Origin of the sequence: Mesorhizobium sp. B3-1-8 (assembly GCF_006439495.1) — a bacterium.
GTDB lineage: Bacteria > Pseudomonadota > Alphaproteobacteria > Rhizobiales > Rhizobiaceae > Mesorhizobium.
This window is the reverse complement of record NZ_VFTK01000025.1, coordinates 53239-77876: the sequence shown is the minus strand read 5'-3', so window position 1 is coordinate 77876 and position 24638 is coordinate 53239. Positions and strand designations below refer to the sequence as shown.

Annotated in this window: 17 protein-coding genes and 1 tRNA gene; 11 read left to right on the top strand and 7 right to left on the bottom strand. The window is 63.6% G+C overall.

What is annotated here, in order from left to right:
- Positions 1-76: 76 nt before the first annotated feature.
- Positions 77-1363: an FAD-binding oxidoreductase gene (locus FJ424_RS22415; protein WP_140655361.1), complete on the bottom strand. Its 1287-nt coding sequence runs from the start codon at positions 1361-1363 to the stop codon at positions 77-79.
- A 10-nt stretch (positions 1364-1373) separates the two neighbouring features.
- A complete protein-coding gene (locus tag FJ424_RS22410) occupies positions 1374-2807 on the bottom strand; it encodes a glutamine synthetase family protein (RefSeq protein WP_140647700.1) in 1434 nt (477 codons plus the stop codon).
- Between the two features lie 241 nt (positions 2808-3048).
- Here FJ424_RS22410 and FJ424_RS22405 point away from each other — a divergent pair, with 241 nt between their 5' ends.
- Positions 3049-3756: an HAD family hydrolase gene (locus FJ424_RS22405; RefSeq protein WP_140655363.1), complete on the top strand. Its 708-nt coding sequence runs from the start codon at positions 3049-3051 to the stop codon at positions 3754-3756.
- A 17-nt stretch (positions 3757-3773) separates the two neighbouring features.
- Here FJ424_RS22405 and FJ424_RS22400 read toward each other — a convergent pair whose 3' ends face one another.
- The 3 genes from FJ424_RS22400 to aceA form a co-directional block, all read right to left on the bottom strand.
- The gene (locus FJ424_RS22400) at positions 3774-4157 is read right to left on the bottom strand and encodes a response regulator (protein ID WP_140655498.1); all 384 of its coding nucleotides are present in this window, start codon (positions 4155-4157) and stop codon (positions 3774-3776) included.
- Between the two features lie 290 nt (positions 4158-4447).
- Entirely contained in the window at positions 4448-4690 is a 243-nt protein-coding gene (locus FJ424_RS22395; protein WP_027168360.1) for a hypothetical protein, read from the bottom strand.
- Between the two features lie 54 nt (positions 4691-4744).
- On the bottom strand, positions 4745-6034 hold the full coding sequence (gene aceA / locus FJ424_RS22390; protein ID WP_140655366.1) for an isocitrate lyase: 1290 nt from the start codon (positions 6032-6034) through the stop codon (positions 4745-4747).
- Positions 6035-6286: 252 nt separating this feature from the next.
- On the opposite strand from aceA, the gene FJ424_RS22385 reads away from it, so the two are divergent.
- From FJ424_RS22385 to FJ424_RS22360, 6 genes are all read left to right on the top strand, one after another.
- A complete protein-coding gene (locus tag FJ424_RS22385) occupies positions 6287-7729 on the top strand; it encodes an XRE family transcriptional regulator (protein WP_140655369.1) in 1443 nt (480 codons plus the stop codon).
- A gap of 210 nt (positions 7730-7939) precedes the next feature.
- Positions 7940-8905, top strand: a complete 966-nt coding sequence (locus FJ424_RS22380) for a DMT family transporter (RefSeq protein ID WP_140655371.1) — start codon at positions 7940-7942, stop codon at positions 8903-8905.
- Positions 8906-9242: 337 nt separating this feature from the next.
- Entirely contained in the window at positions 9243-10340 is a 1098-nt protein-coding gene (locus FJ424_RS22375) for a polyamine ABC transporter substrate-binding protein (RefSeq protein ID WP_140655374.1), read from the top strand.
- Positions 10341-10420: 80 nt separating this feature from the next.
- Positions 10421-11560 (top strand): ABC transporter ATP-binding protein, encoded by a 1140-nt coding sequence (locus tag FJ424_RS22370; RefSeq protein WP_140655377.1) that lies wholly within the window; start codon positions 10421-10423, stop codon positions 11558-11560.
- Between the two features lie 9 nt (positions 11561-11569).
- On the top strand, positions 11570-12532 hold the full coding sequence (locus tag FJ424_RS22365; protein ID WP_140655380.1) for an ABC transporter permease subunit: 963 nt from the start codon (positions 11570-11572) through the stop codon (positions 12530-12532).
- On the top strand, positions 12529-13347 hold the full coding sequence (locus FJ424_RS22360) for an ABC transporter permease subunit (RefSeq protein WP_140643701.1): 819 nt from the start codon (positions 12529-12531) through the stop codon (positions 13345-13347). Before FJ424_RS22365 ends, FJ424_RS22360 begins: the two co-directional genes overlap by 4 nt.
- Positions 13348-13381: 34 nt before the next feature.
- On the opposite strand, the gene FJ424_RS22355 is transcribed toward FJ424_RS22360, so the two are convergent.
- Positions 13382-15259, bottom strand: a complete 1878-nt coding sequence (locus FJ424_RS22355; protein WP_140655383.1) for an AsmA family protein — start codon at positions 15257-15259, stop codon at positions 13382-13384.
- Between the two features lie 265 nt (positions 15260-15524).
- Between FJ424_RS22355 and FJ424_RS22350 the strand changes: the two genes are divergently transcribed.
- Positions 15525-17483 carry an acetoacetate--CoA ligase gene (locus FJ424_RS22350; protein WP_140655386.1) on the top strand — a complete coding sequence of 653 codons (1959 nt, stop codon included), beginning with the start codon at positions 15525-15527 and terminating at the stop codon, positions 17481-17483.
- Positions 17484-17731: 248 nt separating this feature from the next.
- On the opposite strand, the gene FJ424_RS22345 is transcribed toward FJ424_RS22350, so the two are convergent.
- Entirely contained in the window at positions 17732-21787 is a 4056-nt protein-coding gene (locus tag FJ424_RS22345; protein ID WP_140655388.1) for a PAS domain S-box protein, read from the bottom strand.
- Between the two features lie 261 nt (positions 21788-22048).
- On the opposite strand from FJ424_RS22345, the gene FJ424_RS22340 reads away from it, so the two are divergent.
- The 3 genes from FJ424_RS22340 (at position 22049) to FJ424_RS22330 (ending at position 24420) form a co-directional block, all read left to right on the top strand.
- Positions 22049-22513, top strand: a complete 465-nt coding sequence (locus tag FJ424_RS22340) for a phasin (protein WP_140655391.1) — start codon at positions 22049-22051, stop codon at positions 22511-22513.
- 339 nt (positions 22514-22852) lie between these two features.
- Positions 22853-22929: transfer RNA gene (locus tag FJ424_RS22335), tRNA-His, on the top strand.
- Positions 22930-23058: 129 nt separating this feature from the next.
- Complete coding sequence (locus FJ424_RS22330) at positions 23059-24420, top strand: integrase (RefSeq protein ID WP_140655394.1); 1362 nt, start codon at positions 23059-23061, stop codon at positions 24418-24420.
- The last annotated feature ends 218 nt before the right edge of the window (positions 24421-24638 follow it).

Genomic DNA, 24638 nt, shown 5'->3' with positions numbered 1-24638 from the left:
GCCTGTTAAGGCTTCCACAACCTGCCGCGTGGAGGCCGCCAGCCTCGAATCGGTGGCTTCGGCTGGCCTGCCGGCTTCAAATCCTGTCGCGTAGCGCGAACCAGTTCAGCGCCAGGAACAAGAGCGGCGCCCGCAAACGCCGACCGCCCGGGAAGGCGGGAATTTTCAGATCCTCGATCAATTTCAAGCGGTCGCGATTGCCGGCAACGGTCTCGGCATAGAGCTTGCCGAAGAAGTTCGACAGCATGACGCCGTGGCCGGAATAGCCGCCCATCGAAATCACCTTCGGCATCACTTCGCGTACGAACGGCTTTCTCGGCACCGTGATACCGACATAGCCGCCCCAGCCATGTGTGATCTCGACATCCTTGAGGTCCGGGTAGAGTTCGGCGATCTGCCTTCGGATGTGGATATGGATGTCCTTCGGATCGTTGACGGCATAGACCTCGCGGCCGCCGAACAGGAGCCGGCCGTCTTTCGACTTGCGGAAATAGCGCACCACGAAACGGGAATCGTCGACCGACTCGCCGCCCGGCAGTACCTTGGAGTCGGCGCCGAGCGGCACGGTCGCGCCGATGAAGGAGCCGATCGGCATGATGTGAGCCGCGCTCACCGACTCCAGGTTGCCGCCATAGGCATTGACCCCGATCAGGCATCTGTCGGCTGCGATCGTGCCCCTGGGCGTCGTGACCGTCACCTTGCCGCCATTGGAAGCGATGCCGGTGGACGGCGTCTGCTCGAAGAGATGCGCGCCGGCGGCCGCAGCCACTCTCGCCGTGCCGATCACCAGCTTCAGCGGGTGGATGTGGCCGGTGCCGGTGTCGCGGGCGCCGCCGAAGTAGCGTGTCGAGCCGAGCCGCTCCGCTGTCTCCGCCGCGTCCATGAAGCTGACATGCGGGTAGCCGAAGCGGTTCGCCATGATCTCGGCGTGGCGCCTGTAGTCGTCGACATAGCGCCGCTTGTGCGCGACCGAAAGCTGACCCGGCATATAGTCGATGTCGATGGCGTTGGCGGCAGCGAAGTCGAACAGATGCGCCTTGGCTTCTTCGGCCATGTCGAACAGCGCCCTGGCGCGCGAGAGACCGAATTCGGCCTCCAACTCCTCCGCCCAGGCGCGCTGGCCGGTGCCGAGCTGGCCGCCATTGCGCCCCGACGCGCCGTCGCCGAAGCGATAGGCCTCGATCAGCACGACATTCGCGCCGGCTTTGGCGAGATGCGCCGCTGCCGACAAGCCGGTGAAGCCGCCGCCAATAATGACGACGTCACATTGGCGATCACCATCTAGCGAAGGGTATTCGGGCCGAGGCCCGGCCGTATCCTCGTACCACGAGCGGCCCGGGGAAATGGGAGACTGATAGGGCATGATCAGTGCCCTATACGTTCAACAAGAGATACTCCCGCTCCCACGGGCTGATCACTTCCATGAAGGTCTCGAACTCGGCGCGCTTGATCGCGGTGTAGGTGGCGGCGAAGGATTTGCCCAGGATGGCGCCGAGCTCCTTATCGTCCTCGAACAGGCCGACGGCCTCCAGAAGACCACGCGGCAGGTCGATTTCATCCGCATTGGCGGTCGTCAGCACCGGCGGTTCCGCCTTGATCTTGTTGCTCATGCCGACCAGCCCGCATGCAAGCGAGGCCGCCAGCGCCAGATAGGGGTTGGCGTCGGAGGACGGGATGCGGTTTTCAACGCGTCGCGCCGCCGGATCCGAGCGCGGCACGCGGAAGGCGGTGGTCCGGTTGTCGTAGCCCCATTTGTTGTTGACCGGCGCCGAAGCCTGCTGCGTCAGCCGGCGATAGGAATTGACGTAAGGCGCGAACATCACCAGCGCGTTCGGCACATGCTTCTGCATGCCGCCGATGAAGTGGAAGAACGCATCGGTCTCCGAGCCGTCCTCGGCCGAAAAGATGTTCCTGCCGGTCTTCTTGTCGACGACCGACTGGTGGATATGCATGGCCGAGCCCGGCTGCCCCTGGATCGGCTTTGCCATGAAGGTGGCATAGATCTCGTGCTTCAGCGCCGCCTCGCGGATGGTGCGCTTGAACATGAAGACCTGGTCGGCGAGCTCGATCGGATTGCCGTGGCGCAGATTGATCTCGAGCTGGCCGGCGCCTTCCTCATGGATCAGCGTGTCGATCTCCAGGCCTTGCCGTTCCGAGAAATGGTAGATGTCGTCGATCAGTTCGTCGAATTCGTTGACGCCGGCGATCGAATAGCCGGCGCCGCCGCCGATCGGCCGTCCCGAACGTCCGACCGGCGGCGTCAGCGGGTAGTCCGGATCGGGGTTCTTGCGCACCAGGTAGAATTCGATCTCGGGCGCCACCACCGGTCTCAACCCGCGCTCGTCATAGGCGGCCAGCACGCGCTTCAGCACGTTGCGGGGCGTGAACTCGACCGAGCGGCCGTCCTGGTGAACGAGATCGCAGATGACCGCGGCCGTCGGATCCTCTTCCCAAGGCACGACGGTCAGCGTCGAAAGATCGGGCAGCAGCTTCAGGTCGCCGTCGTCCTCGGGATAATGGAAGCCGTTGCCGTCCTCGGGATAGCCGCCGGAGATCGTCGTCATGAACACGGCCGAAGGCAGCGCCAGCGAGGTGTTGGAAGTGAATTTCTTGGACGGCATCATCTTGCCGCGGGCGACGCCCGCCTGGTCGGGCGTGATGCACTCGATGTCCTCGATGCCGCGCCATTCGAGCCAGGCGCTGGCTTCCTTCCAGTTCTTCACACCACGCTGGTTTTTCAGGAATGCAGGCGTGCGGGCGCGTCCCCCCCGGCTTGACGGACGGACTTCCTTTTTTTCAGGCGGCATCATTCACCAGATTGTGTTGCGGATTTCGAACTATAGCCGGGCGCTACGGGGAAAGGGAAGGGGAGGCGGTTTACGCGAGTTCTCGAAGCGCCATGACGAGCTGGATCTGATCGCTGTCCTGGGAGCTTTCCAGGATACGCTCCAGCTCGCCTTTCCATGAATTCAGCATGCACCCCAGCTAGAGCTAGCAGTGCCCGCCGAACGCGTCTACACCACCGTTTCGAAGGAGGATGACGTCGCAATGTCCGCTCTTACCACGATAGGTTTCGATGCCGACGACACGTTGTGGCAGAACGAGCAGTTCTTCCGCATGACCGAACAGCGCTTCATCGCCATGCTTGCCGAGCACGGTGACGCAAGCCGGATTTCCGCGAACCTGCTTGAAGCCGCAAAGCGCAATCTCGGCGTCTATGGCTTCGGCATAAAGAGCTTCATGCTGTCTATGATCGAGACGGCGATCGAGGTTACCGAAGGCCGCGTTCCGGCCTCGACGATCGCGGAAATCCTGGCTGCCGGCCGCGACATGCTCAGCCACCCGATCGAGCCGCTGCCGCATGCGCGTGAGACGGTCGAGAAGCTGGCAGGCAGCTATCGCCTGGTGCTGATCACCAAGGGCGACCTCATGGATCAGGAGCGCAAGCTGGCGCAATCGGGACTGGGCGAGCTTTTCGACGCCGTCGAGATCGTCAGCGACAAGAGCGCCGCCACCTATGCCCGCATCTTCAGCCGCCATGGCGACGGACCGCAAAGGAGCATGATGGTCGGCAACTCGTTGAAGTCGGACGTCATCCCGGCCATCGACGCGGGCGGCTGGGGCATCTATGTCCCGCACGATTTGACCTGGGCGGCCGAGCACGCCGAAGCGCCGGTCGCGGCGCCGCGTTTCCGGCAGATCGCCAACCTGAGCGAACTGCCCGCGCTGATCGAAAGCATCGCCGCTGCAGGCTGACCAGCTTTAGGGGGGCCTTAGCCGCGCCCGACCAGGCGATCGACCACCGGTTGCAGCCTCTCGGGCGTAATCGGCTTGGCAACCACCGCATCGATCACGCTCGACAGGCCGAGACTTTCCGGCGTGCCACTTCGGGTTGAAAGCAGGATCACCGCGGGCAACGGCTTGCCGGAGGCGCGCCGCAGCGCGTCGATGGCCGACATCAGCCGGTCGCAATCCTTGTTGTCCGGGCCGCCGTCCAGGATGACGGCGCCGGGCAGTTGGCCGGTCAGCGTCTTCTCGGCAGCCTCGGGCGGTTCCGAGATCGGCTTCAGTCCCGATTTCTCGACGATTTTCGACACCACGACGCGGTTGATCGACGATTTTCCGACGACGAGCACTTTGGAAAAATCCGCAGCGATCGCGCCTGTCCGGGCTGCCGGTTTCGAGCGTTTTTCGGAGTGGTCGTCACGGTCGGGGGGACACATCGGCGGGCTGACACTCTGGTTCAATGCAGGGTTGAAACCTGAGGCACAATTGGGTGAGATCGCGGCCGGTGTCAAGCTGAAACGGTCGAGGTCGAAAATATAGCAAGAAATCCGAGATTCAGAGCAAGTCGTACCACTTGACGGTGAAGGCAAACCGAAAAAAGACGATAGTCTCCCGAACGTATAGCGCGCGGGAGACTATCGCCGAGACTGTTGACGTTACGTCAAGTGTGGCTCTGCTGGGTAACGATCACCGGGATCAAAAGGTCTCCCCAGTTGCCGTCGCCGCCATGGTGCCTGGCCGAGCGGACCAGTTCCACCGAGACACCGGCCTCGACTGCCTTCATGACCGACTGGTTGAGTCGGTGCAGATCGTTGGCGAGCATGCGGATCGTCGCCTGCTGGTCGACGCTCATCGCGCTCGATTGTTCTTCTGCCCTTTCCTTGACACGGCTTATCGATGCCATTGCTCTTCTCCTCGATGTAGATGCCCTGCGGGCGTTTCCTCTGGTTGCTATCCGTTACTCGGCCGCCGGCCTGAACTGGGCGTGCTCGGTCGATTCATGCATGGCGGTGGTCGAAGACCGGCCGCCGGTGATCGCCATCGACACGGCGTCGAAATAGCCGGTGCCGACCTCGCGCTGGTGCTTGGTCGCGGTATAGCCGTTGGCCTCCGCCGCGAACTCGGCCTCCTGCAGTTCCGAATAGGCGGCCATCTGCCGGTCCTTGTAGCCGCGCGCCAGCTCGAACATGCCGAAGTTCAACTGGTGGAAGCCGGCCAGCGTGATGAACTGGAACTTGTAGCCCATCGCCCCGAGCTCCTTCTGGAACTTCGCGATCGTCGCGTCGTCGAGGTTCTTCTTCCAGTTGAAGGACGGCGAACAATTGTAGGCGAGCAGCTTGCCCGGATGGTGCCTGTGCACACCCTCGGCGAATTTCCTAGCCTGCGCCAGATCGGGCTTCGAGGTCTCGCACCAGATCAGGTCGGCATGCGGCGCATAGGCCACGGCGCGCGCGATGCAAGGCTCGATGCCGTTCCGCACATTGTAGAAGCCCTCGACCGTGCGGCCTGCATCGTAATCGACAAAAGGCCGGTCGCGCTCGTCGATATCGGAGGTCAAAAGCTTCGCCGCCTCGGCGTCCGTGCGCGCCACGACCAGCGTCGGCGTGCCCATGACGTCGGCCGCAAGGCGCGCCGCGTCAAGGTTGCGGATATGCGCCGCCGTCGGGATCAACACCTTGCCGCCGAGATGGCCGCATTTCTTTTCCGACGCCAACTGGTCCTCATAGTGGACGCCCGCGGCACCGGCTTCGATGAAGGCCTTCATGATCTCGAAGGCGTTGAGCGGGCCGCCGAAGCCGGCTTCGGCATCGGCCACGATCGGCGCGAACCAGGTCTCGACCGATAGCCCGCTGCCTTCGGACGTCTCGATCTGGTCGGCACGCTGCAAGGTGCGATTGATGCGCTTGACCAGTTCCGGCGCCGCATTGGCCGGGTAAAGCGACTGGTCCGGATACATCGCCGACGCGGTGTTGGCGTCGGCGGCCACCTGCCAGCCCGAGAGATAGATCGCCTTCAGCCCGGCCCGAACCTGCTGCATGGCCTGGTTGCCCGACATGGCGCCCAGCGCGTTGACGAAGTCCTCCTCGTGGATGAGCTTCCAGAGCCGGTTAGCACCCATCTCGGCCAGCGTCTGGCGAATCTGCAAGGAGCCGCGCAACCGCTTCACATCCTCCGGCGAATAGGGACGCTCGATGCCGTCGAAACGGCCTTCCGGCGCGGAGGGGACGAGGTTGTAAAAATCGGTCATTGGTCACTCCGGATCGTTTGGAAACTGCTTCAGCGCTACATCGCAATCCTATAGCCTTGCGATGTCTGCGTGTGACATCATTTACATTGCAGCGCGAAAAGCGCCCAGAAAAACCGCCATTCGGCACTGAAAATAAAGGAAAAGCTGTGTTGTCATTGACAGGCCATCTCTGTAAATTTGTCACGATTGTAAAAACGGCGTAATGGATGCCGGACTCGATATCCATGTAAATTCTTGTCAAGGATGGCACGGATGGTCGACCAGAAGATCTTCGCCGGTCCGCGGCTGCGCCGGCTGCGCAACGCCAGAGGCCTGACCCAGACGGCGATGGCCGAAGGGCTGGGCATCTCGCCGTCCTACCTCAACCTGATCGAGCGCAATCAGCGCCCGCTGACGGTGCAGCTCATTCTCAAGCTGGCCTCTGTCTACAAGGTCGATCCGCATGAATTGCAAGCAGAGACGAAAGGCTCGATCGCGGCGTTGCGCGAAGCGTTCAGCGATCCGCTTCTTGCCGGCGAACTGCCTGGCGATCAGGAGCTGATCGATCTCGCCGAGACCGCGCCGAACGCCTCGGCGGCGATGGTAAAACTGTTTCGCGCCTACCGCGAACAGGCTGAGCGCCTGTCCGACCTCAACCAGCTTCTGGCCAAGGAGGGCAGGGCAACCGCGCTGTCCGGCACGCGCCTGCCTGCCGATGAAGTCCACGAAGTGTTCGAGCGCCGGCCGAACCACTTCGCTTCGCTGGAGGAGGAAGCGGAAGCTTTCACATCGGTGCTCGAACCCGGCGACGACCTGTCCGGCGCGCTCAAGGCCTGGCTGAGGCGCGAGCATGGCATCGTCGTCAAGGTGCTGCCGGTCGCCACCATGCCCAACTGGCGCCGCCGTTACGACCGCCATTCGCAGCGCCTGTTCCTCTCCGAGCGGCTGTCGCCTTTCGACCAGCTGCGCGAAGTCGCCATGGAGGCGAGCCTGATGCGCATGTCGGTGGCCATCGCGGGCGAGCTCCAGGCGCTGAAACTCGGCACCGACGAGGCGCGGCGCCTCGCCCGCTTCGAGCTCGGCCGCTATGCCGCGCATGCGCTGATGATGCCCTATCAGGCTTTCCATGCGGCGGCCGTTCGCGCCCGCTACGACATCGACGTCTTGCGTTCCCGCTTCGGCGTCTCTTTCGAACAGGCGGCCAACCGACTGACCATGCTGCAGCGGCAGGGCGCATCGGGCGTGCCGTTCTTCATGCTGGAAGTCGACAATGCCGGGAACCGCTTCCGCAAGGGCGGCAGCCAGGGCTACCCGCAGAGCCGCTTCGGCGGCGGCTGCCCCAAGCTTCCGGTCCATGCGGCCTTCTCGCAGCCGGGCCAGATCCTGGTCGAGGCGCTGGAAATGCCCGATGGCGCCGAGTTCCTGTGCATCGCCCGCACGCTGGAAGGTCCGCAAGGCGCCTTCTCCGAACGGCCGCGGCGCACCGCGCTCTTGCTCGGCTGCGATATCGGCTTCCGCGACGAGATCGTCTACGGCGCGGCGCTGCCGGCCGGAGCCGCCGGCAAGTCGGGGCAAGGCTTCGCCACGCCGGTAGGCCCCGCCTGCCGGCTTTGCGAGCGCGTAGGCTGCCTTGCGCGCGCCGAGCCGCCGGTGACGCGCCCGCTCGGCCTCGACGAGATGGTGACGGGCCTCAGCGCCTTCGATTTTCAGGGATGATATGTCACGCGAGCCTGCGCATCGGTCTCGGGTCTGACTGTGTCGAAGTAAACCGCGGAGAGGTTGTCCTACATTTGAGCGAATGCTGGATCACGCATGGCTTTGTACTTTGCGCTACGCGATTGAGACACAGTCCCGTCGTTTGAGACACAGAATCCCTGTTGTCCTTGGTGCATCGTGTCGAACGCAACTCGCTGACAAGTCATGCCCATGACCGATACCGCCCCGTCCCCCGTCGCCCCGTCGCCTGTCGCTTTGCCAGCCGTCTCGCCGCGCGAGGAGCGGATCGGCATGCTCCTGGTCTTTCTTTCGGCGCTTATGTGGAGCTTCGGCGGCACCATCGCCCGTTTCATCCATGTCGGAGACAGCTGGACCGTGGTTTTCTGGCGTTCGCTGTGGGCCGTGGCCTTTCTCATCGCCTTCATGCTGTTCCGCGACGGTTGGCGCGGTACCCTGAACCTCTTCCGGCATATGGGCCTGCCCGGCCTCGGCGTCGCCTTCTGCTTCGCCACCGCCTCGACCAGCTTCGTGGTGGCACTTGCCTACACGACCGTCGCCAACATCCTCTTGATGCAGGCCGGCGTGCCGCTGCTGGCGGCGCTTCTTGCCTGGCTCCTGTTTCGCGAACGGGTAAGCCCGGCGACCTGGATCGCGATTGCCGCCGTCATCGCCGGCGTTGCCATCATGGTCTCCGAATCCCTGGGCGGCGCCGTCTCGCCGATCGGCGACGGCCTGGCGCTGCTGATCGCGGTCATGTTCTCGGTGGCGACCGTTATCACCCGGCGCTTTGCCCATGTGCGCATGGTGCCGGCCAATTGTCTCGCGGCGCTTTTCGCCGGCGCTTTCGCCGCTTCCCAGGCCTCGGCGTTCGCGGTTTCGGGGCGGGATATGGGCTTTCTCTTCGCCTTCGGCGTCATCAACCTTGGCGTCGGCCTCGCCTTTTTCGCCATGGGCGCGCGGCTGGTGCCGGCGGCGATCGCGGCGCTGCTCGGCACCTTCGAGCCGATCCTTGGGCCGATCTGGGTCTGGCTCGTCCATTCCGAAGTGCCGTCGGTGCGCACCATCATCGGCGGCGCGGTCGTGGTCACGGCGCTGCTCGTCCATATCGGCCTGGAGTTCAAGCGCCAGACGCGGCCGGCGCGTCCCGGCGTCACCGGCCTGCCGTCGCCCAATTGACGATAGGCAGCCTTCCCCATTGACAACCCAGTTGCCGGGCGGGCAGGCTGCAATTACGGCAACAACAAGACAGGCGTATCTTGCCAAGTGTCTCCGCCGGCCCGCTCGGGACCGGACAGCATCGTGATAGCTATGCATACGCTGCGGTCAATGCCGCTGACGCCGCCCGGGTGCCTCGCCGGGAAGGCCAAACTGTCTCGAACCCTGATGTCGCTACCGAGCCTGGCGTCGACAGTTCACGCTTGTCGCTCTCCGGAGAGCTCAATAGTCTTAAACCAATGCCGCCCCGCCATACCGCGACGAGCCGGCGAGGGAACACTCACCAAAGGAGAACACCATGATCCGCAAAGCTCTATGGCTTTCGGCGACCTCGGCATTTCTGACGCTTTTCACCTTAAGCGGCCATGCCGAAGACCGCGTCGTCAATGTCTACAACTGGTCGGACTATATCGACAGCTCGATCATCGACGACTTCACCAAGAAGACCGGCATCAAGGTCGTCTACGACACCTTCGATTCCAACGAGATACTGGAGACGAAACTGCTTGCCGGCGGCAGCGGTTATGACGTCGTCGTGCCGAGCGCCAACTTCCTGGCGCGCCAGATCCAGGCGGGCGTCTTCCAGAAGCTCGACAAGTCGAAACTGCCCAACATCTCCAACATGTGGGACGTCATCTCCGAGCGCACCGCCAAATACGATCCGGGCAACGAATATTCGGTCAACTACATGTGGGGCACGGTCGGCCTCGGCTATAACGTCAAGAAGGTGACGGCCGCGCTCGGCACCGACAAGATCGACAGCTGGGACGTGTTCTTCAATCCGGACAAGCTGGCCAAGCTGAAGGATTGCGGCGTCTATGTGCTGGATTCCCCAGCCGACATCATTCCCGCGGCGCTGAAATATCTCGGGCTCGATCCCAACAGCACCTCGCCCGATGACATTTCAAAGGCCGAGGAAGCGTTGCTGAAGGTCCGGCCCTATATCCGCAAGTTCCATTCGTCCGAATACATCAACGCTTTGGCCAACGGCGACATCTGCATGGCGATCGGCTGGTCGGGCGACGTCTTCCAGGCGCGCAACCGCGCCGAGGAAGCCAAGCAGGGCGTCGAGATCGGTTATTCGGTGCCGAAGGAAGGCGCCCAGATGTGGTTCGACCAGATGGCGATCCCCGCGGATGCGCCGCATGTCGCCGACGCACTCGAGTTCATCAACTACATGATGACGCCTGAAGTCATCGCCAAGTCGTCGAACTACGTGCTCTACGCCAACGGCAACAAGGCTTCGCAGCAGTTCATCGACAAGGCGATCCTGGAAGATCCTTCGGTCTATCCGGACGAAGAGACGACGAAGAAGCTGTATACCGTTGCGCCATACGATCCCAAGACACAACGCATCATCACGCGCACCTGGACCAAGATCGTCACCGGCCAGTAAGCATTGAGACACGACCCCGGCAGCCAACTGCCGGGGTCGCTTTCCTTTGGGAATTTTTAAGAAAGTACGGAGTGGGGACCATGAAATCGCTTGGCAGCATCCGCAGGGATTTCGCGCCATGGAACGACCCGAACGCCAAGCCGTATATTCAGTTCGACAAGGTCACCAAGAAGTTCGGCGACTTCACCGCCGTCAACAACCTGTCGCTGACCATCTTCGAGCGCGAATTCTTCGCCCTGCTCGGCGCGTCCGGCTGCGGCAAGTCGACCCTGCTCAGGATGCTCGCCGGCTTCGAGGAGCCGTCGGCGGGCCGCATCCTGCTCGACGGGCAGGACCTGCGCGGCATCCCGCCCTACAAACGGCCGGTCAACATGATGTTCCAGTCCTACGCGCTGTTCCCGCATATGACGGTGGAAAAGAACATCGCCTTCGGCCTCAAGCAGGAAGGCATGCCCGGAGCCGATGTCGAAAAGCGCGTCGCCGAGATGCTCAGGCTCGTCAAGCTCGAGCAATTCGCCAAGCGCAAGCCGCACCAGCTCTCGGGCGGCCAGCGCCAGCGCGTGGCGCTTGCCCGCTCGGTCGCCAAGCGGCCGAAGGTTCTGCTCCTCGACGAACCGCTCGGCGCGCTCGACAAGAAGCTGCGCGAGGAAACGCAGTTCGAACTGATGGACCTGCAGCAGGAACTCGGCCTTACCTTCGTCGTCGTCACCCACGACCAGGAAGAGGCCATGACGATGGCCGACCGCATCGCTATCATGGACAAGGGCGAGGTGATGCAGGTCGCGACACCGGCGGAAATCTACGAGGCGCCGGCCTCGCGCTTCGTGGCGCACTTCGTCGGCAATGTGAACATGTTCGAAGGCAAGGTTGCCGAACGCACGGCAAGCACCACGCGCATCACCGGCGCGACCGGCGCTGAGATCGTCGTCGACAATGGCAGCAACGCCGCTGCCGGCTCCGACATCGTCTTCGCGATCCGGCCGGAGAAGATCAGGGTTTCCTCCAAAAAGCCGGCCGATGCCGTCAACGCGCTCGAAGGCGAGGTCTACGACGTCGCCTATCTCGGCGACATGACCGTCTACCACATCAGGCTGGACGACGGTCAGATCGTGCGGGCAAGCGCGTTGAACGCCTCGCGCGTGACCGAGGATCCGCTCACTTGGAACGACCGTGCCTGGGTCTCCTTCCGGCCCGATGCCGGCGTCGTGCTGGCCAGGTAGGAGGCTGAGATGACGGATATCGCAGCGACTGCCGCTCCATCGACTGAAACCACAACACTGCCGACGAGGCTGGCGAAAGGCTTCGTCAACCGCCTCGTCATCATCATCCCCTATCTCTGGCTGCTGTTCTTCTTCCTCGTCCCCTTCATCATCGTCTTCAAGATTTCGCTGTCGCAGACGGCGATCTCGATGCCTCCCTATACGCCGGTGCTCGGCTTCAAGGACGGCGTTTCGGGATTTTTCGCCGGCGTCCGCGAGCTCAATTTCGATAACTACACCTGGCTCACCCAGGACGCGCTCTATTTCAACGCCTATGTGACGAGCCTGATCATCGCCGGAATCTCGACGATACTTACCCTGATCGTCGGCTATCCGATCGCCTACGGCATGGCGCGGGCGCCGGCGACGATCCGTCCGACCCTACTGATGCTGGTGATCCTGCCGTTCTGGACCTCGTTCCTGATCCGCGTCTATGCCTGGATCGGTATCCTGAAGCCCGAGGGCCTGCTCAACCAGGTCCTGCTCGCCACGGGCCTGATCAGCCAGCCGCTGGTGATCCTCAACACCTACACGGCGATCTTCATCGGCATCGTCTATTCCTACCTGCCTTTCATGGTGCTGCCGCTCTATTCCTCTCTGGAGAAGATGGATTATTCGCTGATCGAGGCCGCGCAGGACCTCGGCTGTCCGCCGGCCGGCGCCTTCTGGAAGATCACCTTCCCGCTGTCGCTGCCCGGCGTCGTCGCCGGCTGCCTGCTGGTGTTCATCCCGGCGGTCGGCGAGTTCGTCATTCCCGACCTCCTCGGCGGCTCGCAGACGCTGATGATCGGCAAGACGCTCTGGAACGAATTCTTCTCCAACCGCGACTGGCCGGTCTCATCGGCGGTGGCCGTCATCCTGCTTCTGGTGCTGACCATCCCGATCATGTTCTTCCAGCAGGCGCAGGCCAAGGCACAGGAGCAGGGCAGATGAACTCGACCTGGAGCCGCTTCAACATCACCTCGATCGTGCTGGGCTTTGCCTTCCTCTATTTGCCGATCGTGCTTTTGATCGTCTTTTCCTTCAACGAATCGAAGCTCGTCACCGTCTGGGGCGGTTTCTCGACCAAATGGTACGTCTCGCTGTTCCACAATCAGGGCCTGATGGACGCCACCTGGGTGACCGCGCGCGTCGGCGTCATCTCGGCAACGGTGGCGACCGTGCTCGGCACGCTGGCCGCGCTGACCTTGACGCGCTTCACGCGCTTCCGCGGCAGGGTGTTGTTTTCCGGCATGGTGTTTGCGCCGCTGGTCATGCCGGAAGTCATCACCGGGCTGTCGCTCCTGCTGCTCTTCGTCGCTGTCGGCCTTGACCGTGGCTTCCTCACGGTCACGCTCGCCCACATCACGCTCACAATGTGCTTCGTCGCCGTCGTCGTGCAGTCGCGGCTGGTCTCCTTCGACCGTTCGCTGGAGGAGGCGGCGATGGATCTCGGCGCGCCGCCGGTGAAGACCTTCTTCCAGATCACCTTGCCGGTCATCCTGCCGGCGATCATCTCCGGCTGGATGCTGGCCTTCACGCTCTCGCTGGACGATCTGGTCATCGCGAGCTTCACCTCGGGTCCCGGCGCCACCACGCTGCCGATGAAGATCTACAGCCAGGTGCGCCTCGGCGTGACGCCGGAAATCAACGCCGCCTGCACCATCCTGATCGCGGTGGTGGCGATCGGCGTCATCATCGCCTCGATCGCCAACAAGCGCCGCGAGATCCAGCGCCAGCTCGACGAGCAGGCCGCGCAGCGCGGTTGAGTGATAGGAGCGAGGGCGCTTTGCGCCCCCGCATCTACTGGCCCGAAACGCCGGGAGCGATCGGCGATATGAACGGCGCGCTCCAGTTGCCGCCGACGAAGAACAGCGACTGGCTCGGCGGCGCGGGAGCCGGACTGGCCGCTTGGCCGTTGGCCTGGGGCTGCTGTGCCGGCTGCCCGTTGGGCACCACTCCGCCCGAAAGCGCCAGCCCGCGTCCGACATAGGAGGCGATGCCGGATAGCCAGATCTTGTATTTTTGCGAATTGATCTCGGCCTTGTCGAGGCGCGCAACTCCCTTCGAAATGCTCGCCTTGATCTCGGCGCCGTCGATCGGCAGCGAGCCATTGGCGACGTCGTCGAGCGCGAAGAAGCCGCCTTGCTGGTTGCGCTTGAGGAAGGCCGGCAGGTCGAGCCCGTTGAGCGTGCCCGGCCCGAAAGTCGCCGAGAACGATCCGTCGGCATTCTCGAAGATGGAATTCCAGGCCTTGCCCGGTCCCTTGAGGATGATCGACACCGTCCCGGTGCCAGCCGGCACCAGCCGCGTCATTCCCGCCGCTGTGGCAAAGGCTCCCGTATCCACATCCGATGCCAGGAGCCGCATCTCGACCTGCGTGCCTTCCGGCTTGCGGTCGAAACGCAGGCTGCTCTGGATGTTGCCGTTGAAGGCCGACGCGTCGGATATGTCGAAGACGGCAAGGCCGTTCTTGACCTGCGCGGTGGCCGCGACGTCGGCAAGCTGGATCGGTCCCACCGTGGCATGGGCCGCCGACAGCCTGAGGTCGAGGTTGATGCGGTCGGCGAAGCTGGTGTCGATGTCGCCGGGGCCGGCCTCGCCGGTGGGCGCGACAGGCGTGAAAGCCGACAGGAAGGATCTCAGGTCCAGCGTGTCGAAGGCGAGCGTGCCGGCTATCACCGGACTGCCCTCGGCGAAGGAGAAATCCAGCGCTCCCATGCCCGGATTGTTGTTGAGCGTGACGGTGGTGTTCTCGAATTTCGCACGCCCCGCCGACGCGTTCACCTTGCTGGCGATCGAGACCGCGCCGATAGCAGCACCGGGCGCGATGCCTGCCTGCGACCACTCCAGCACGCGCCGCAGGGACGGCGCGGCGAACTTCGCCTGGCCGTCCAGATAGGCATTGTCCGAGATCGAGGCCGTTCCGTCGAAGGAGAATGTCGCAGGCGCCGCCTTGAAGGAAAGGGTGACGGGCGCGGCTCCCCCGGCAAAAAGCACCAGCGGTTTCGTCGAGGAGAAATCGAGCTGCACGCTTTCGCCGCGCCAGATCCCGGTCGCGGTCAGCGATGCTTCGCTGTTCATCGCCTCCCAGTTCACCTGGCCGTTCAGGCTGCTCAGGACTTCGGCGTCCTTGCCGTCGACCGAAGTCACCACGCGGCCATCGCGGAACTCGACGGTGCCGAACGGATCGGACGGCAATTTGCCGAGATCCGGCTTCTGCGGGTTGGCGGTGACCACGCCGCGCGCGGTATCGATCGAGCGCGTGATGCGCCCCCCGGTCGGAAGCGGCGGCAGATAGAAGCCGCTCGCCATGCGCTGGACCCTGATCGTCGGGCGCACCAGCCTCGCGGTCGAGAAGGCGACGTTGCCCTGCAAGGCCGCCATGGCGGACAGATCGACTTCCACGCGATCGGCCTCGACCACCGGCGGCGCGTCGGTCTCGGTCCATTGCGACAGCGTCACGTCGCTGAGAATGGCGCGGAACTTCGGCCACACCTCGATGCGCGGCGAGCCGTCGATCGTCACCCTGAAGCCGCTCCAGGCGCTCAATTCCCAGGCGATGCGGTCGCGCACGATGCGGGTCGAGGCAATCAGCGGCAGCGCCGCGACCGCGAGCGTGATGACAAGCACGGCAAGGCCGATCGCCCACACCCCGCGCCGGATCAGAGATGATGGCATTTCGCCCCGTATGCTTTCATTGCCGACAAATCGTCCGACGGGTGTAACCGAGCGCCGACGCTTTTCAAGTCTTTATGGCCTTGCGATGGCATTTGCGCAGCGACAGCCGTGGCTCGTCCGAACAAAATCTTGCTCTGCTGCGCTGCAATATGCATAAGCGGTCTGCACGATCCCGATCCGCAATCGCGCGCCGTTTCTGGGACGATGGCAGATGCGACGATGAGCTTAATTGGCTCGAACGCGACGCGCTTTGGGAGGAGCGATCATGGCTGCCGACACACCTTTGTGGACCCCGACGCAGGAGCGGATCGACGCAGCGCCTTTGACCGCGTTCATGAAGGCCGCGCAAGCGAAGGCCGAGTTGTCGTTCTCCGGCTATGCCGAACTCCATCGCTGGTCGATCGACGACCGCGAAGCCTTTTGGAGCCTGGTCTGGGATTTCTGCGGGCTTGTCGGCGACAAGGGCGAGCGGCACCTCGTCGACGGCGAGCGGATGCCCGGCGCCAGCTTCTTTCCTGACGCTAGGCTCAATTTCGCCGAGAACCTTTTGCAGAAGACCGGCGGCGGCCCGGCCATCGTCTTCCGCGGCGAGGACAAGGTCGAGCGGCGGCTCTCCTGGAACGAGCTCCATACGCTGATTTCGCGGCTGCAGCAGCTCTTCCTGTCGCTCGGCGTCAAGGCCGGCGACCGCGTCGCCGCCATGATGCCGAATATGCCCGAGACGATCGCGGCGATGCTGGCGGCAAGCTCGGTCGGCGCCGTCTGGTCGTCATGCTCTCCCGATTTCGGCGAGCAGGGCGTGCTCGACCGCTTCGGCCAGATCGAGCCGGTCGTCTTCATCGCGCCGGACGGCTATTGGTACAACGGCAAGGCGATCGAGGTAGCCGACAAGGTGCGCGCCGTGGCCGAGAAACTCTCGAGCGTGCGCAAGGTGCTCATCGTCGACTATCTCGGTACCTCGAGCGATGTCGCCGCCACCATCGACAAGGCAGCCGCGCTCGAAGAGGCGCTTTCGCCCTTTGCCGCCAGGACTGTCAGCTTCGAGCGGCTGCCCTTCGCCCATCCGCTCTACATCCTGTTCTCCTCGGGCACGACCGGCATCCCGAAATGCATCGTGCATTCGGCCGGCGGCACGCTGATCCAGCACGCCAAGGAGCACCGGCTGCATGCCGGCCTGCTCGACGGCGATCGCCTGTTCTACTTCACCACCTGCGGCTGGATGATGTGGAACTGGCTGGTCTCGGGCCTCGCCTCGGGTGCGACGCTTTTGCTCTATGACGGCTCGCCCTTCTACCCCGACGGCAATGTGCTGTTCGATTTCGCCGATGCCGAGAAGATGACCTATTTCGGCACCTCGGCCAAATTCATCGATTCGGTGCGCAAGGCCGGTCTGAAGCCGATCGCGAGCCACGATCTGTCGAGCGTGCGCACCATCTCCTCCACCGGCTCGCCATTGTCGCCGGAGGATTTCCGCTTCGTCTATGACGGGATCAAGAAGGACGTGCATCTGGCCTCGATCTCGGGCGGCACCGACATCGTGTCCTGCTTCGTGCTCGGCGTGCCGACCGAGCCGGTCTGGAGTGGCGAGATCCAGGCCCCAGGCCTTGGCCTGGCGGTCGACGTCTGGGACGACGACGGCAAGCCGATCCGGCAGGAGAAGGGCGAGCTTGTCTGCACCAGAGCCTTCCCGTCGATGCCGATCGGTTTCTGGAACGACCCCGAAAGCAAGAAATATCACGCGGCCTATTTCGAGCGTTTCGACAATGTCTGGTGCCATGGCGACTTCGCCGAATGGACGGCCCATGACGGCATGATCATCCACGGCCGGTCCGACGCCACGCTCAATCCGGGCGGGGTCAGGATCGGTACGGCCGAGATCTACAACCAGGTCGAGCAGATGCCGGAAATCCTCGAGGCGCTCTGCATCGGCCAGGATTTCGACAACGACGTGCGCGTCGTGCTGTTCGTGCGGCTGGCTGCTGGCGTGACCCTCAACGAGGATCTGGAAAAGCGCATCCGCGCCAGGATCCGCACCGGCGCCAGCCCGCGTCACGTGCCGGCCAGGATCGTCGCCGTCACAGACATCCCGCGCACCAAGTCCGGCAAGATCACCGAGCTCGCGGTGCGCGACGTGGTCCACGGCCGCACTGTGAAGAACAAGGAAGCGCTCGCCAATCCCGAGGCGCTGGAGCTGTTCCGCGACCTGCCGCAGCTTGCAAGCTGACGGCATGTCGTGGTTAACGAAATCTGTCCGGCGAATTTACCTAGATTTCACGGGTGGTACACATTCGTAAATTTTTTTGGCACCCGGTAAGGACTTGTTAAGGGACGACCTCGATAGTCGCGTGTAACTTGAGGGAGAAATCCCGTTCCTCGTCCCTGAGGTTCAGCTCAAGCCCCCGTTGTGACAGCATCCCATTTCTCAAGGCGTCCTCCAGGACGCCTTTTTCTTTGGCGCGACTCGTCGGCAGGTTACTCCGCGAGCACGCGGGTCGACGGGAAGGCGACCTCGACCAGGGTTCCTTCGCCAGGCGTCGAGGTGATGGCGAAACGGGCGCGGTTCGCCTCCACCATGGCCTTGGTGAGGGGCAGGCCAAGGCCAGTGCCGTCGCCGCGTCCGCGCTTCAACGCATTGATCTGCTTGAACGGTTTCAGCGCCTGCTCGATCTCGGCCTGGGTCATGCCGATGCCGGTGTCGCGCACGCGCATGACGACATCGCCCGAGGCTTCGTAAGCGGTCGAGACGATCACCTGGCCGCCGGCCTGGGTGTAGCGGATGGCGTTGGACAGGACGTTCAGGGCGATCTGGCGCACGCTTCTCAGGTCCGCCACCACTTCCGGCAGCCGCGAGGCGAAGCTGGAGCGGATGATGACGCGTTCGCGATTGGCCTGCGGCTGCATCATCGCCACCGTCTCGGCCAGCGTGTCGTTGAGCGACACCGCCTCGTAATCCATCTCCTGCTGACCGGCCTCGATCTTCGAGATGTCGAGCAGGTCGTTGACGAGGTCGAGCACATGGTTGCCCGAGCGGTTGATGTCGCGCAGGTAGTCGCGATAGCGGTCGTTGGTGATCGGGCCGAATTTCTCGTCCACCATCAGCTCGGAAAAGCCGATGATGGCGTTGAGCGGGGTGCGGATCTCATGGCTGATGCGGGCCAGGAAATCCGTCTTCTGCGAGGAGGCGCGCTCGGCCACCGCGCGCGCTTGCGTCAGGTCTTCCTCGGCACGCTTCCATTGCGTGATGTCGCGCAACACGGCGCAGAAGCCGCTGTCGTTGGGCAACCGGCCGATGGTCATGAACAGCGGAATGAAACGTCCCTGCGCCTCGCGGCCGATGACCTCGCGACCGTCATTCAAGACGCTCGCCACCCCCGGCTCCGAAAGGCCGGCGAGATAGTCGCGCGCCGCGCGCTGGCTCTCGATGGCGAACAGCGAGGCAAAGGGCTTGCCGGCGACCTCGTCGCTGTCGAAACCGAACAGCGCCTCCGCCGGCCGGCTGATCGAGCGGATGTCGCCGTCGCGGCCGATTAGCACGACGCCGTCCGTGGCGGTGTCGATGATGGTGCGCATTTCCGCAATGCGCGACTTCAGTTCCGGCACGTCCGGCTGCAGCGCCGGTTCGTCATTGGCGGCGGTGAAATGCGCCGCGTCGTCCTCGCCGGAACGCCGCACCACCAGCATCAGCGCCTTGCCGCCGCGCCACGGCACTGAGCGCAGCAGCGCATCGATCGGGAATTCCTGGCCGTTGCGGGTCTTGAGCTTCAGCGAGTGGTCGCTTTCGTCCGCCGCGGTGTCCTCGGCATATGGATCGGCGAAGAGCGCGCCCAGGCCGCCCGCATCCGCGAGATCGTCCAGCGCACCGTAGCCGGTGAGTTCGAGGAAGGCTTCGTTGGCATAATGCAGCACGTCGCCCGAATGGATGAGCAGCGGCACCGGCAGCCTGGCGAGGATGGGTATATCGGGCGCCCTGGCTTCCTCTCCGGTCGAAAAAGCGGACGGTACGAAACCCGACAGTTTGAGCGGCGGCACGTCGAGGCGCGTCCGCGCTGGCGCTGCCGCTTCTTCCGGCTGTTCTTCCGCCGCCGCGGTATTCGCGTCGGAGCCTGCCCAATCCTCATTGTCTTGCGCATCGCGGAAATCGTCGGCGGTCATGCTGTCGTCGTTGGCCGTCGCATCGGGGCCGGACTGCCCGGCCGCGACCGGCTCTGCCTCAGGCTGTTCGACCGTCTGCCGCGGTTCCGTGGAAGCAGATTCGTCGGCCTGACGGGTGCCCTCTGTCTGCTCGGGCTGGGAAACCGGCGCGACGCCGGCGTCTTCCGTGGGTTTCTCGCCATCGGCATAGTTGAGCAGCGAGCCGGAAACCGCCGAGGTCTCGGCCTGGCCGGTGTCGTCTGCCTCGGCGGCGCCATTGATGCCATCGAGCCGCGCCAGGTCTTCCAGGTCTTCCGCTTCGGTCTCCGCTTCCGCGGTCTCCGCATCGGCCTTCGCGTCATCGGCTTCCGGGGCTTGCGCTGCGGATGCCAAGCTCGCTTCCCGCTCGGAACCGTCGTCCTCCGCTGTGTCGGGCGCAAGCGGCTGGTTTGCGTCGGCCCTCGCTTCGTTGGCCGGTTCCTTCACCGTCGCCGCGCCCTCGCCGGCGGCGGCCGCATCTGGCTGCTTGTCGGCTTCGGGGGCGCGTTCCTCGGCAGGGGCGGAACTGTCCTTGCGCAGCCGCTCGCCGATCTCGCGGAAGGCGCTGCGCTCGAGGATCGACAGGCTCCTCGGATTTGCCGGCGTGTCGCTTCCCGGCTGCTTGTCGTTGGCCGGCTGGCGATGCTCGGCCAGCCTTATCACCTTGTCGGCAAAGCGCCGCTCCGGCTTCGGCACGATGGTCAATGCCGGCACTTCACCCTGGAAGGGGTCTTCAGGCTTCGGCTGTTCGGTCTGTTCCGAGCGTGGCTGCTCGACCGACGGCTCGGCCCTGGCAGCAGCGGCTCCGGCTGGTGCGGCATTCGGCACCAGGGCCATGCCAAGCGCCTCCGGATCGGCCACGGCGTCGGCGCTGCGCGCGACGCCGAAGCCGCGAAACCCCTCGAAGGCGCGGCTGCGGCCATAGACGGGCAGCGCCGCCAGATCGACGGGGATCTTCAGGCCGGTTCCGGCCACCGGCCACAGCACCGAGCGGCCGGACCAGGTATCGCGCCGGTCGAGCAGGCCGGCGATCTCGCCCGAGGCGTCGAGGCCGAAAGTGGCTGCAACATCCTTGAAGCGGCGGCCGATCACATCGGCGGCAGGCTGGCCGACGATGTCGGCGAATTCGGGCGACAGCGCGCTGAACCGGCCTTCGGCGTCGGTGCGCCAGACGAAGCGCAATGGCGGCGCGGAGCGGTCGATGTCGCGGGACGGGGTCGGCTGGGCGGGTGTGGCGGTTTCGCGTGCGGCGGTTTCGCCGCCATCCTGCCCTTGACCTTTGGCCGTAGCGGCGCCCTCCGGTGCGTCCTCCGCCGGCGCTGCCGGTTGAGCATGTCCGGTGTCCTCGTTGCCGGCATTGAAGTACCAATGATCGTGCTGGCCGGCGCGGGCATCGGCGGCCTGCCGGCTGGTGTCGGCGGCGTCGGCCTGATGGTCGGTCCGGGTAGACCGCTGGCGCGCCAGGGTCCGGCTCTCCGCGTCGCCGTCGGGAGCCTCCGGCGTTGGCTCGGCCCCTTCGCCAGCCGCCACGATAGGCATTGGGTTGTCCTGGACGGGCTGAGGCTCGGGCTCGATTGCCGGGCTTTCACCTAGCGGCGGGGCGCTAACCGCCTCGGGCGCCGCAACTTGCTGATCGCCGGTCTGATCGCCCTGGTCGGCGACCGGCTGATCGTCTTGGCCGCCACCGGAGTCGTCGAGTTGGTCCTCGTCGATCACCACCAGCAGATGGCGCGTATCGGTGAGCCGTGCAAACCCGGCCGGATAGGAGGTGTTGGTGCCCGGCACGAGGCGTTTGACGACGCGGTCGCCGCTGCTTGCCACATCCGCAACCAGGGCAGCCAGCGTCCGCGGCTCGATGCCGAGCGCCGCAAAGCCGTCCGAGGCTGCTTCGACATCGCCTTGGGCGTCGACGAAGGCAATGAAATGCCCGGCCTCGGTAAAGCCGCCGATTGCACGGCTGGCGATTTCGCCGGTGCTGCGCGAACTGGTCTGCGCCGCCGGTACCGCCAGCATGATTGCCGTCTCGCCGTCCGGCATCGTCACGGCGCTGGCCAGGAAGCCGGCTGCGCGGCTCACCATGCCGGTGGCCAGCCTCACCGTGATGGTGCGATCGCTGCCGATGTTGGGAAAGCCGCTGGTTGCCATGATCTGCCGGCGCGCGACCAGCGGCAGCCGCGCCGAGGCGCCGATGATGGCCTCGATATCCGGATAGCCGAACATCGACGCCCCCGGTCCGTTCGCCCAGATCACCTGTTCGAGGTCGGTCGATAAAATGGCCAGCGCGTCGCCGGCGGCAAAGCGCTGGCGCACCGCGTCGAGTACGGCAACGTCGAGGAAGGAGTAGTTTTCAGGCGGCATGCGCTGGCCAACCCTCCGGAGCGGGCATTTTTTCAGTTAACGCTTTGTTAATAAAAGCCTGTGGCCCCAAGGTCCACAAGCCTAGGCTTGCATGGGTCGAAATCTCTGGGCTCTTGGTTAACGGCCCTATGGCTGGCGTCGGGGAAGATTTTATGGTGCGGTGCAACAAAGATATTGCAATGCACAAAAAACCCTTTATATTGCCATCATACATGAACGAGACGGCTTTCTGTCAAAGCCGCTGCCCCGAAAGGTTGGAAAATGTCCAAGACCACTGCCAAGACCGCCGAGACCATCGAGAACGTCGAATTCCCGAGCTTCGATGCTTCCAAGGCCACCGACCAGATCCGCGCCTTCGCCGAGAAGGGCGTCGAGCAGTCGAAGGAAGCCTATGCCAAGCTGAAGACCGGCGCCGAGGAGACCCAGAAGGTTCTGGAGTCGACCTACGAGACCGCCAAGACCGTTTCCAGCGACGTTTCGCTGAAGGCCATCGCCGCGCTGCGCGCCAATGCCGAGGCCAGCTTCTCGCACCTCGAAGCCCTGGTCGGCGCCAAGACCCTTTCGGAAGTCGTCGAGCTGCAGACCTCCTTCCTGCGCAAGCGCGTCGAAATGGCCGTCGAGCAGGCCAAGGAGTTCCAGGCCGTTACCACCAAGGCGGTCGAGGACGTCTCCAAGCCGGTAAAGAGCGCCTTTGAGAAGGCGATGAAGGACGCCAAGGCTGCCTGATTTTCGCGCACAACCCTGCGATGCATCAAAACGTCGCATTTCGTCAGACAAATAGTCGTGCGATAGGGTTGAACAACCAGATACCCGGGGATGGAACCTCCTCCCTCCATTTCCGGGGTGACCAGCCAGCACCTCCTCCCGCTGGCTCGTAACAGGAAAAGGCCGGCACCTCCTCCCGCCGGCCTTTTCTTTTGCCTTGACGACGGCGGATGAGGAAACCCGTCCTTTCCCTTATCAAAGCCCTTGAATTAGAATCCGATAGCCCGTATTTGACGCATCGCCGAACGACAGAGCGGATCGCGGAGAAAGAAGCTTCCTCGATCCAACTCAGGCAGGCGTGCCGTTGTAGCTCAGCTGGTTAGAGCGCCGGATTGTGGATCCGGAGGTCGCTGGTTCGATCCCAGCCAACGGTACCACCGTTTTTTCAGATAAGTAATTGAATTTATTGTGGAATTTTCCACTGCAGGTGATCGGCCTTGCGGCCTTTTTCCATTTTGTGTTACCTATTGTGTTACCTATTGTGATACAAATGGTGTTTTAGAAACGTGGGAAGACGACGCGAAGAGCGTGATCCTGACCGCTTCCTGCAACTGAGGGGCGATCGTTTCCATTACTACCGCCGCGTGCCCAGAGAGGTCAGGGACCTCGACGAGCGTGGCGTGTTCGTGCGCCACGCCCTCGACACCACTGACCGCATAAAGGCGCGCACCGCCAGAGATCTCCACGAGGCTGCGGACAATGCGTTGTGGGCTTCGTTGATGTTAGGTGAAAATCCACAGGCGGCGCGTGTCCGATACCGCCAAGCCGTCAAGCGCGCCGAGTCTCTGGGATTCGTCTATCGTCCGCTCGCCGAGATCTTGGTCGCCGAGCCCCTCGATACGATCCTGCAGCGGGTAGAGAGCACGATAGGCGAGCCTGCCAAATCGCCATCTGTCGACGCGATTGGCGGCGCGGTCGCCCGCCCTGACGACAAGATATCGGAAGCGCTGAAGCTATACTTCAACGAGATTGCCCGTGACGAAATCCGTACAAAAAGTCCTGACCAGAAGAAGCGCTGGAAGGCAAAGCGCGAAATGAGCGTCGATGTCTTCATCGGCTTGATCGCAGACAAGCCAATGAGCGAGATCACGCGCGACGACGCGCGAGCGGTACATAAATATTGGCTGGACCGTGTTGCGCCCGACAAAGGGCGACCGGACCGTTCAGCATCGACGGGCAACCGAAACATGGGCAACCTTCGAACCCTTTACGCCGACTACTTTCGCCATCTCGGTTTCCCCGAACAGAAGAACCCGTTCGCTGATCTGTCATTCACCGACAAATCGAAGCGCAGTCGGCCGCCGTTTCCGACCGACTGGATTCGCGACAAGATATTTGCGCCTGGCGCGCTTGCGGCACTCAATGAGGAGGCACGTGGAATCGTGCTTGCCTTCGCTGAGACAGGAGCCCGGCCGAGCGAACTCGCGAACCTGCATGCCGGTGTCATCCATGTTGACCACGAGGTGCCGCACATTTCAGTCGAGCCGCGCGACGATCCCGACGATCCACGAGAGATTAAGACCGCCTCGTCGGTGCGCAAGGTGCCGTTGGTCGGCGTGGCGCTTGAGGTGTTCAAGAAGCATCCCAGAGGCTTCCCGCGGTACAAGGATCGCGAGGCGTCGCTGTCAGCCCTGCTCAACAAGCACTTCAAGAACCACAACTTGTTCCCGACCGATAATCACACCGTCTATTCCCTGCGCCACTCATTCGAAGACCGCATGAAGAACGGTAGACTGGACGAGGAGCTTCGGCGCATGCTGATGGGCCACACGATCGACCGTCCGAAATACGGCGAGGGCGGCGACATGAAGATGTGGCAAGAGGAACTTATGAAGATCGTTCTGCCGTTCGATCCAGCGATCGTTTGACACGCTGGCGCACTGCGGCGAGGCGTTCCTCCTTCGCTCGATGATCCTGCAGGGCGCGCTCCAGAAGCTCGTATAGCGGGAGCCATGCCTCCCCATCGTCGCCTCTCGCCACAATAATCTCGGCGACGCGGTCGAGCGCTCGCTCAATCCGCTGCGCAGTCATTGGTCGAAGCGTGGGTGAATGTCGCCTCACGGCTTCGCCTGTCTGCAGGGCCAAA

Coding starts and splice junctions, on each gene's coding strand:
- FJ424_RS22415 (WP_140655361.1), bottom strand. CDS start 1,363: ATGCCCTATCAGTCTCCCATTTCCCCGGGCCGCTCGTGGTACGAGGAT.
- FJ424_RS22410 (WP_140647700.1), bottom strand. CDS start 2,807: ATGCCGCCTGAAAAAAAGGAAGTCCGTCCGTCAAGCCGGGGGGGACGC.
- FJ424_RS22405 (WP_140655363.1), top strand. CDS start 3,049: ATGTCCGCTCTTACCACGATAGGTTTCGATGCCGACGACACGTTGTGG.
- FJ424_RS22395 (WP_027168360.1), bottom strand. CDS start 4,690: ATGGCATCGATAAGCCGTGTCAAGGAAAGGGCAGAAGAACAATCGAGC.
- aceA (WP_140655366.1), bottom strand. CDS start 6,034: ATGACCGATTTTTACAACCTCGTCCCCTCCGCGCCGGAAGGCCGTTTC.
- FJ424_RS22385 (WP_140655369.1), top strand. CDS start 6,287: ATGGTCGACCAGAAGATCTTCGCCGGTCCGCGGCTGCGCCGGCTGCGC.
- FJ424_RS22380 (WP_140655371.1), top strand. CDS start 7,940: ATGACCGATACCGCCCCGTCCCCCGTCGCCCCGTCGCCTGTCGCTTTG.
- FJ424_RS22375 (WP_140655374.1), top strand. CDS start 9,243: ATGATCCGCAAAGCTCTATGGCTTTCGGCGACCTCGGCATTTCTGACG.
- FJ424_RS22370 (WP_140655377.1), top strand. CDS start 10,421: ATGAAATCGCTTGGCAGCATCCGCAGGGATTTCGCGCCATGGAACGAC.
- FJ424_RS22365 (WP_140655380.1), top strand. CDS start 11,570: ATGACGGATATCGCAGCGACTGCCGCTCCATCGACTGAAACCACAACA.
- FJ424_RS22360 (WP_140643701.1), top strand. CDS start 12,529: ATGAACTCGACCTGGAGCCGCTTCAACATCACCTCGATCGTGCTGGGC.
- FJ424_RS22355 (WP_140655383.1), bottom strand. CDS start 15,259: ATGCCATCATCTCTGATCCGGCGCGGGGTGTGGGCGATCGGCCTTGCC.
- FJ424_RS22350 (WP_140655386.1), top strand. CDS start 15,525: ATGGCTGCCGACACACCTTTGTGGACCCCGACGCAGGAGCGGATCGAC.
- FJ424_RS22345 (WP_140655388.1), bottom strand. CDS start 21,787: ATGCCGCCTGAAAACTACTCCTTCCTCGACGTTGCCGTACTCGACGCG.
- FJ424_RS22340 (WP_140655391.1), top strand. CDS start 22,049: ATGTCCAAGACCACTGCCAAGACCGCCGAGACCATCGAGAACGTCGAA.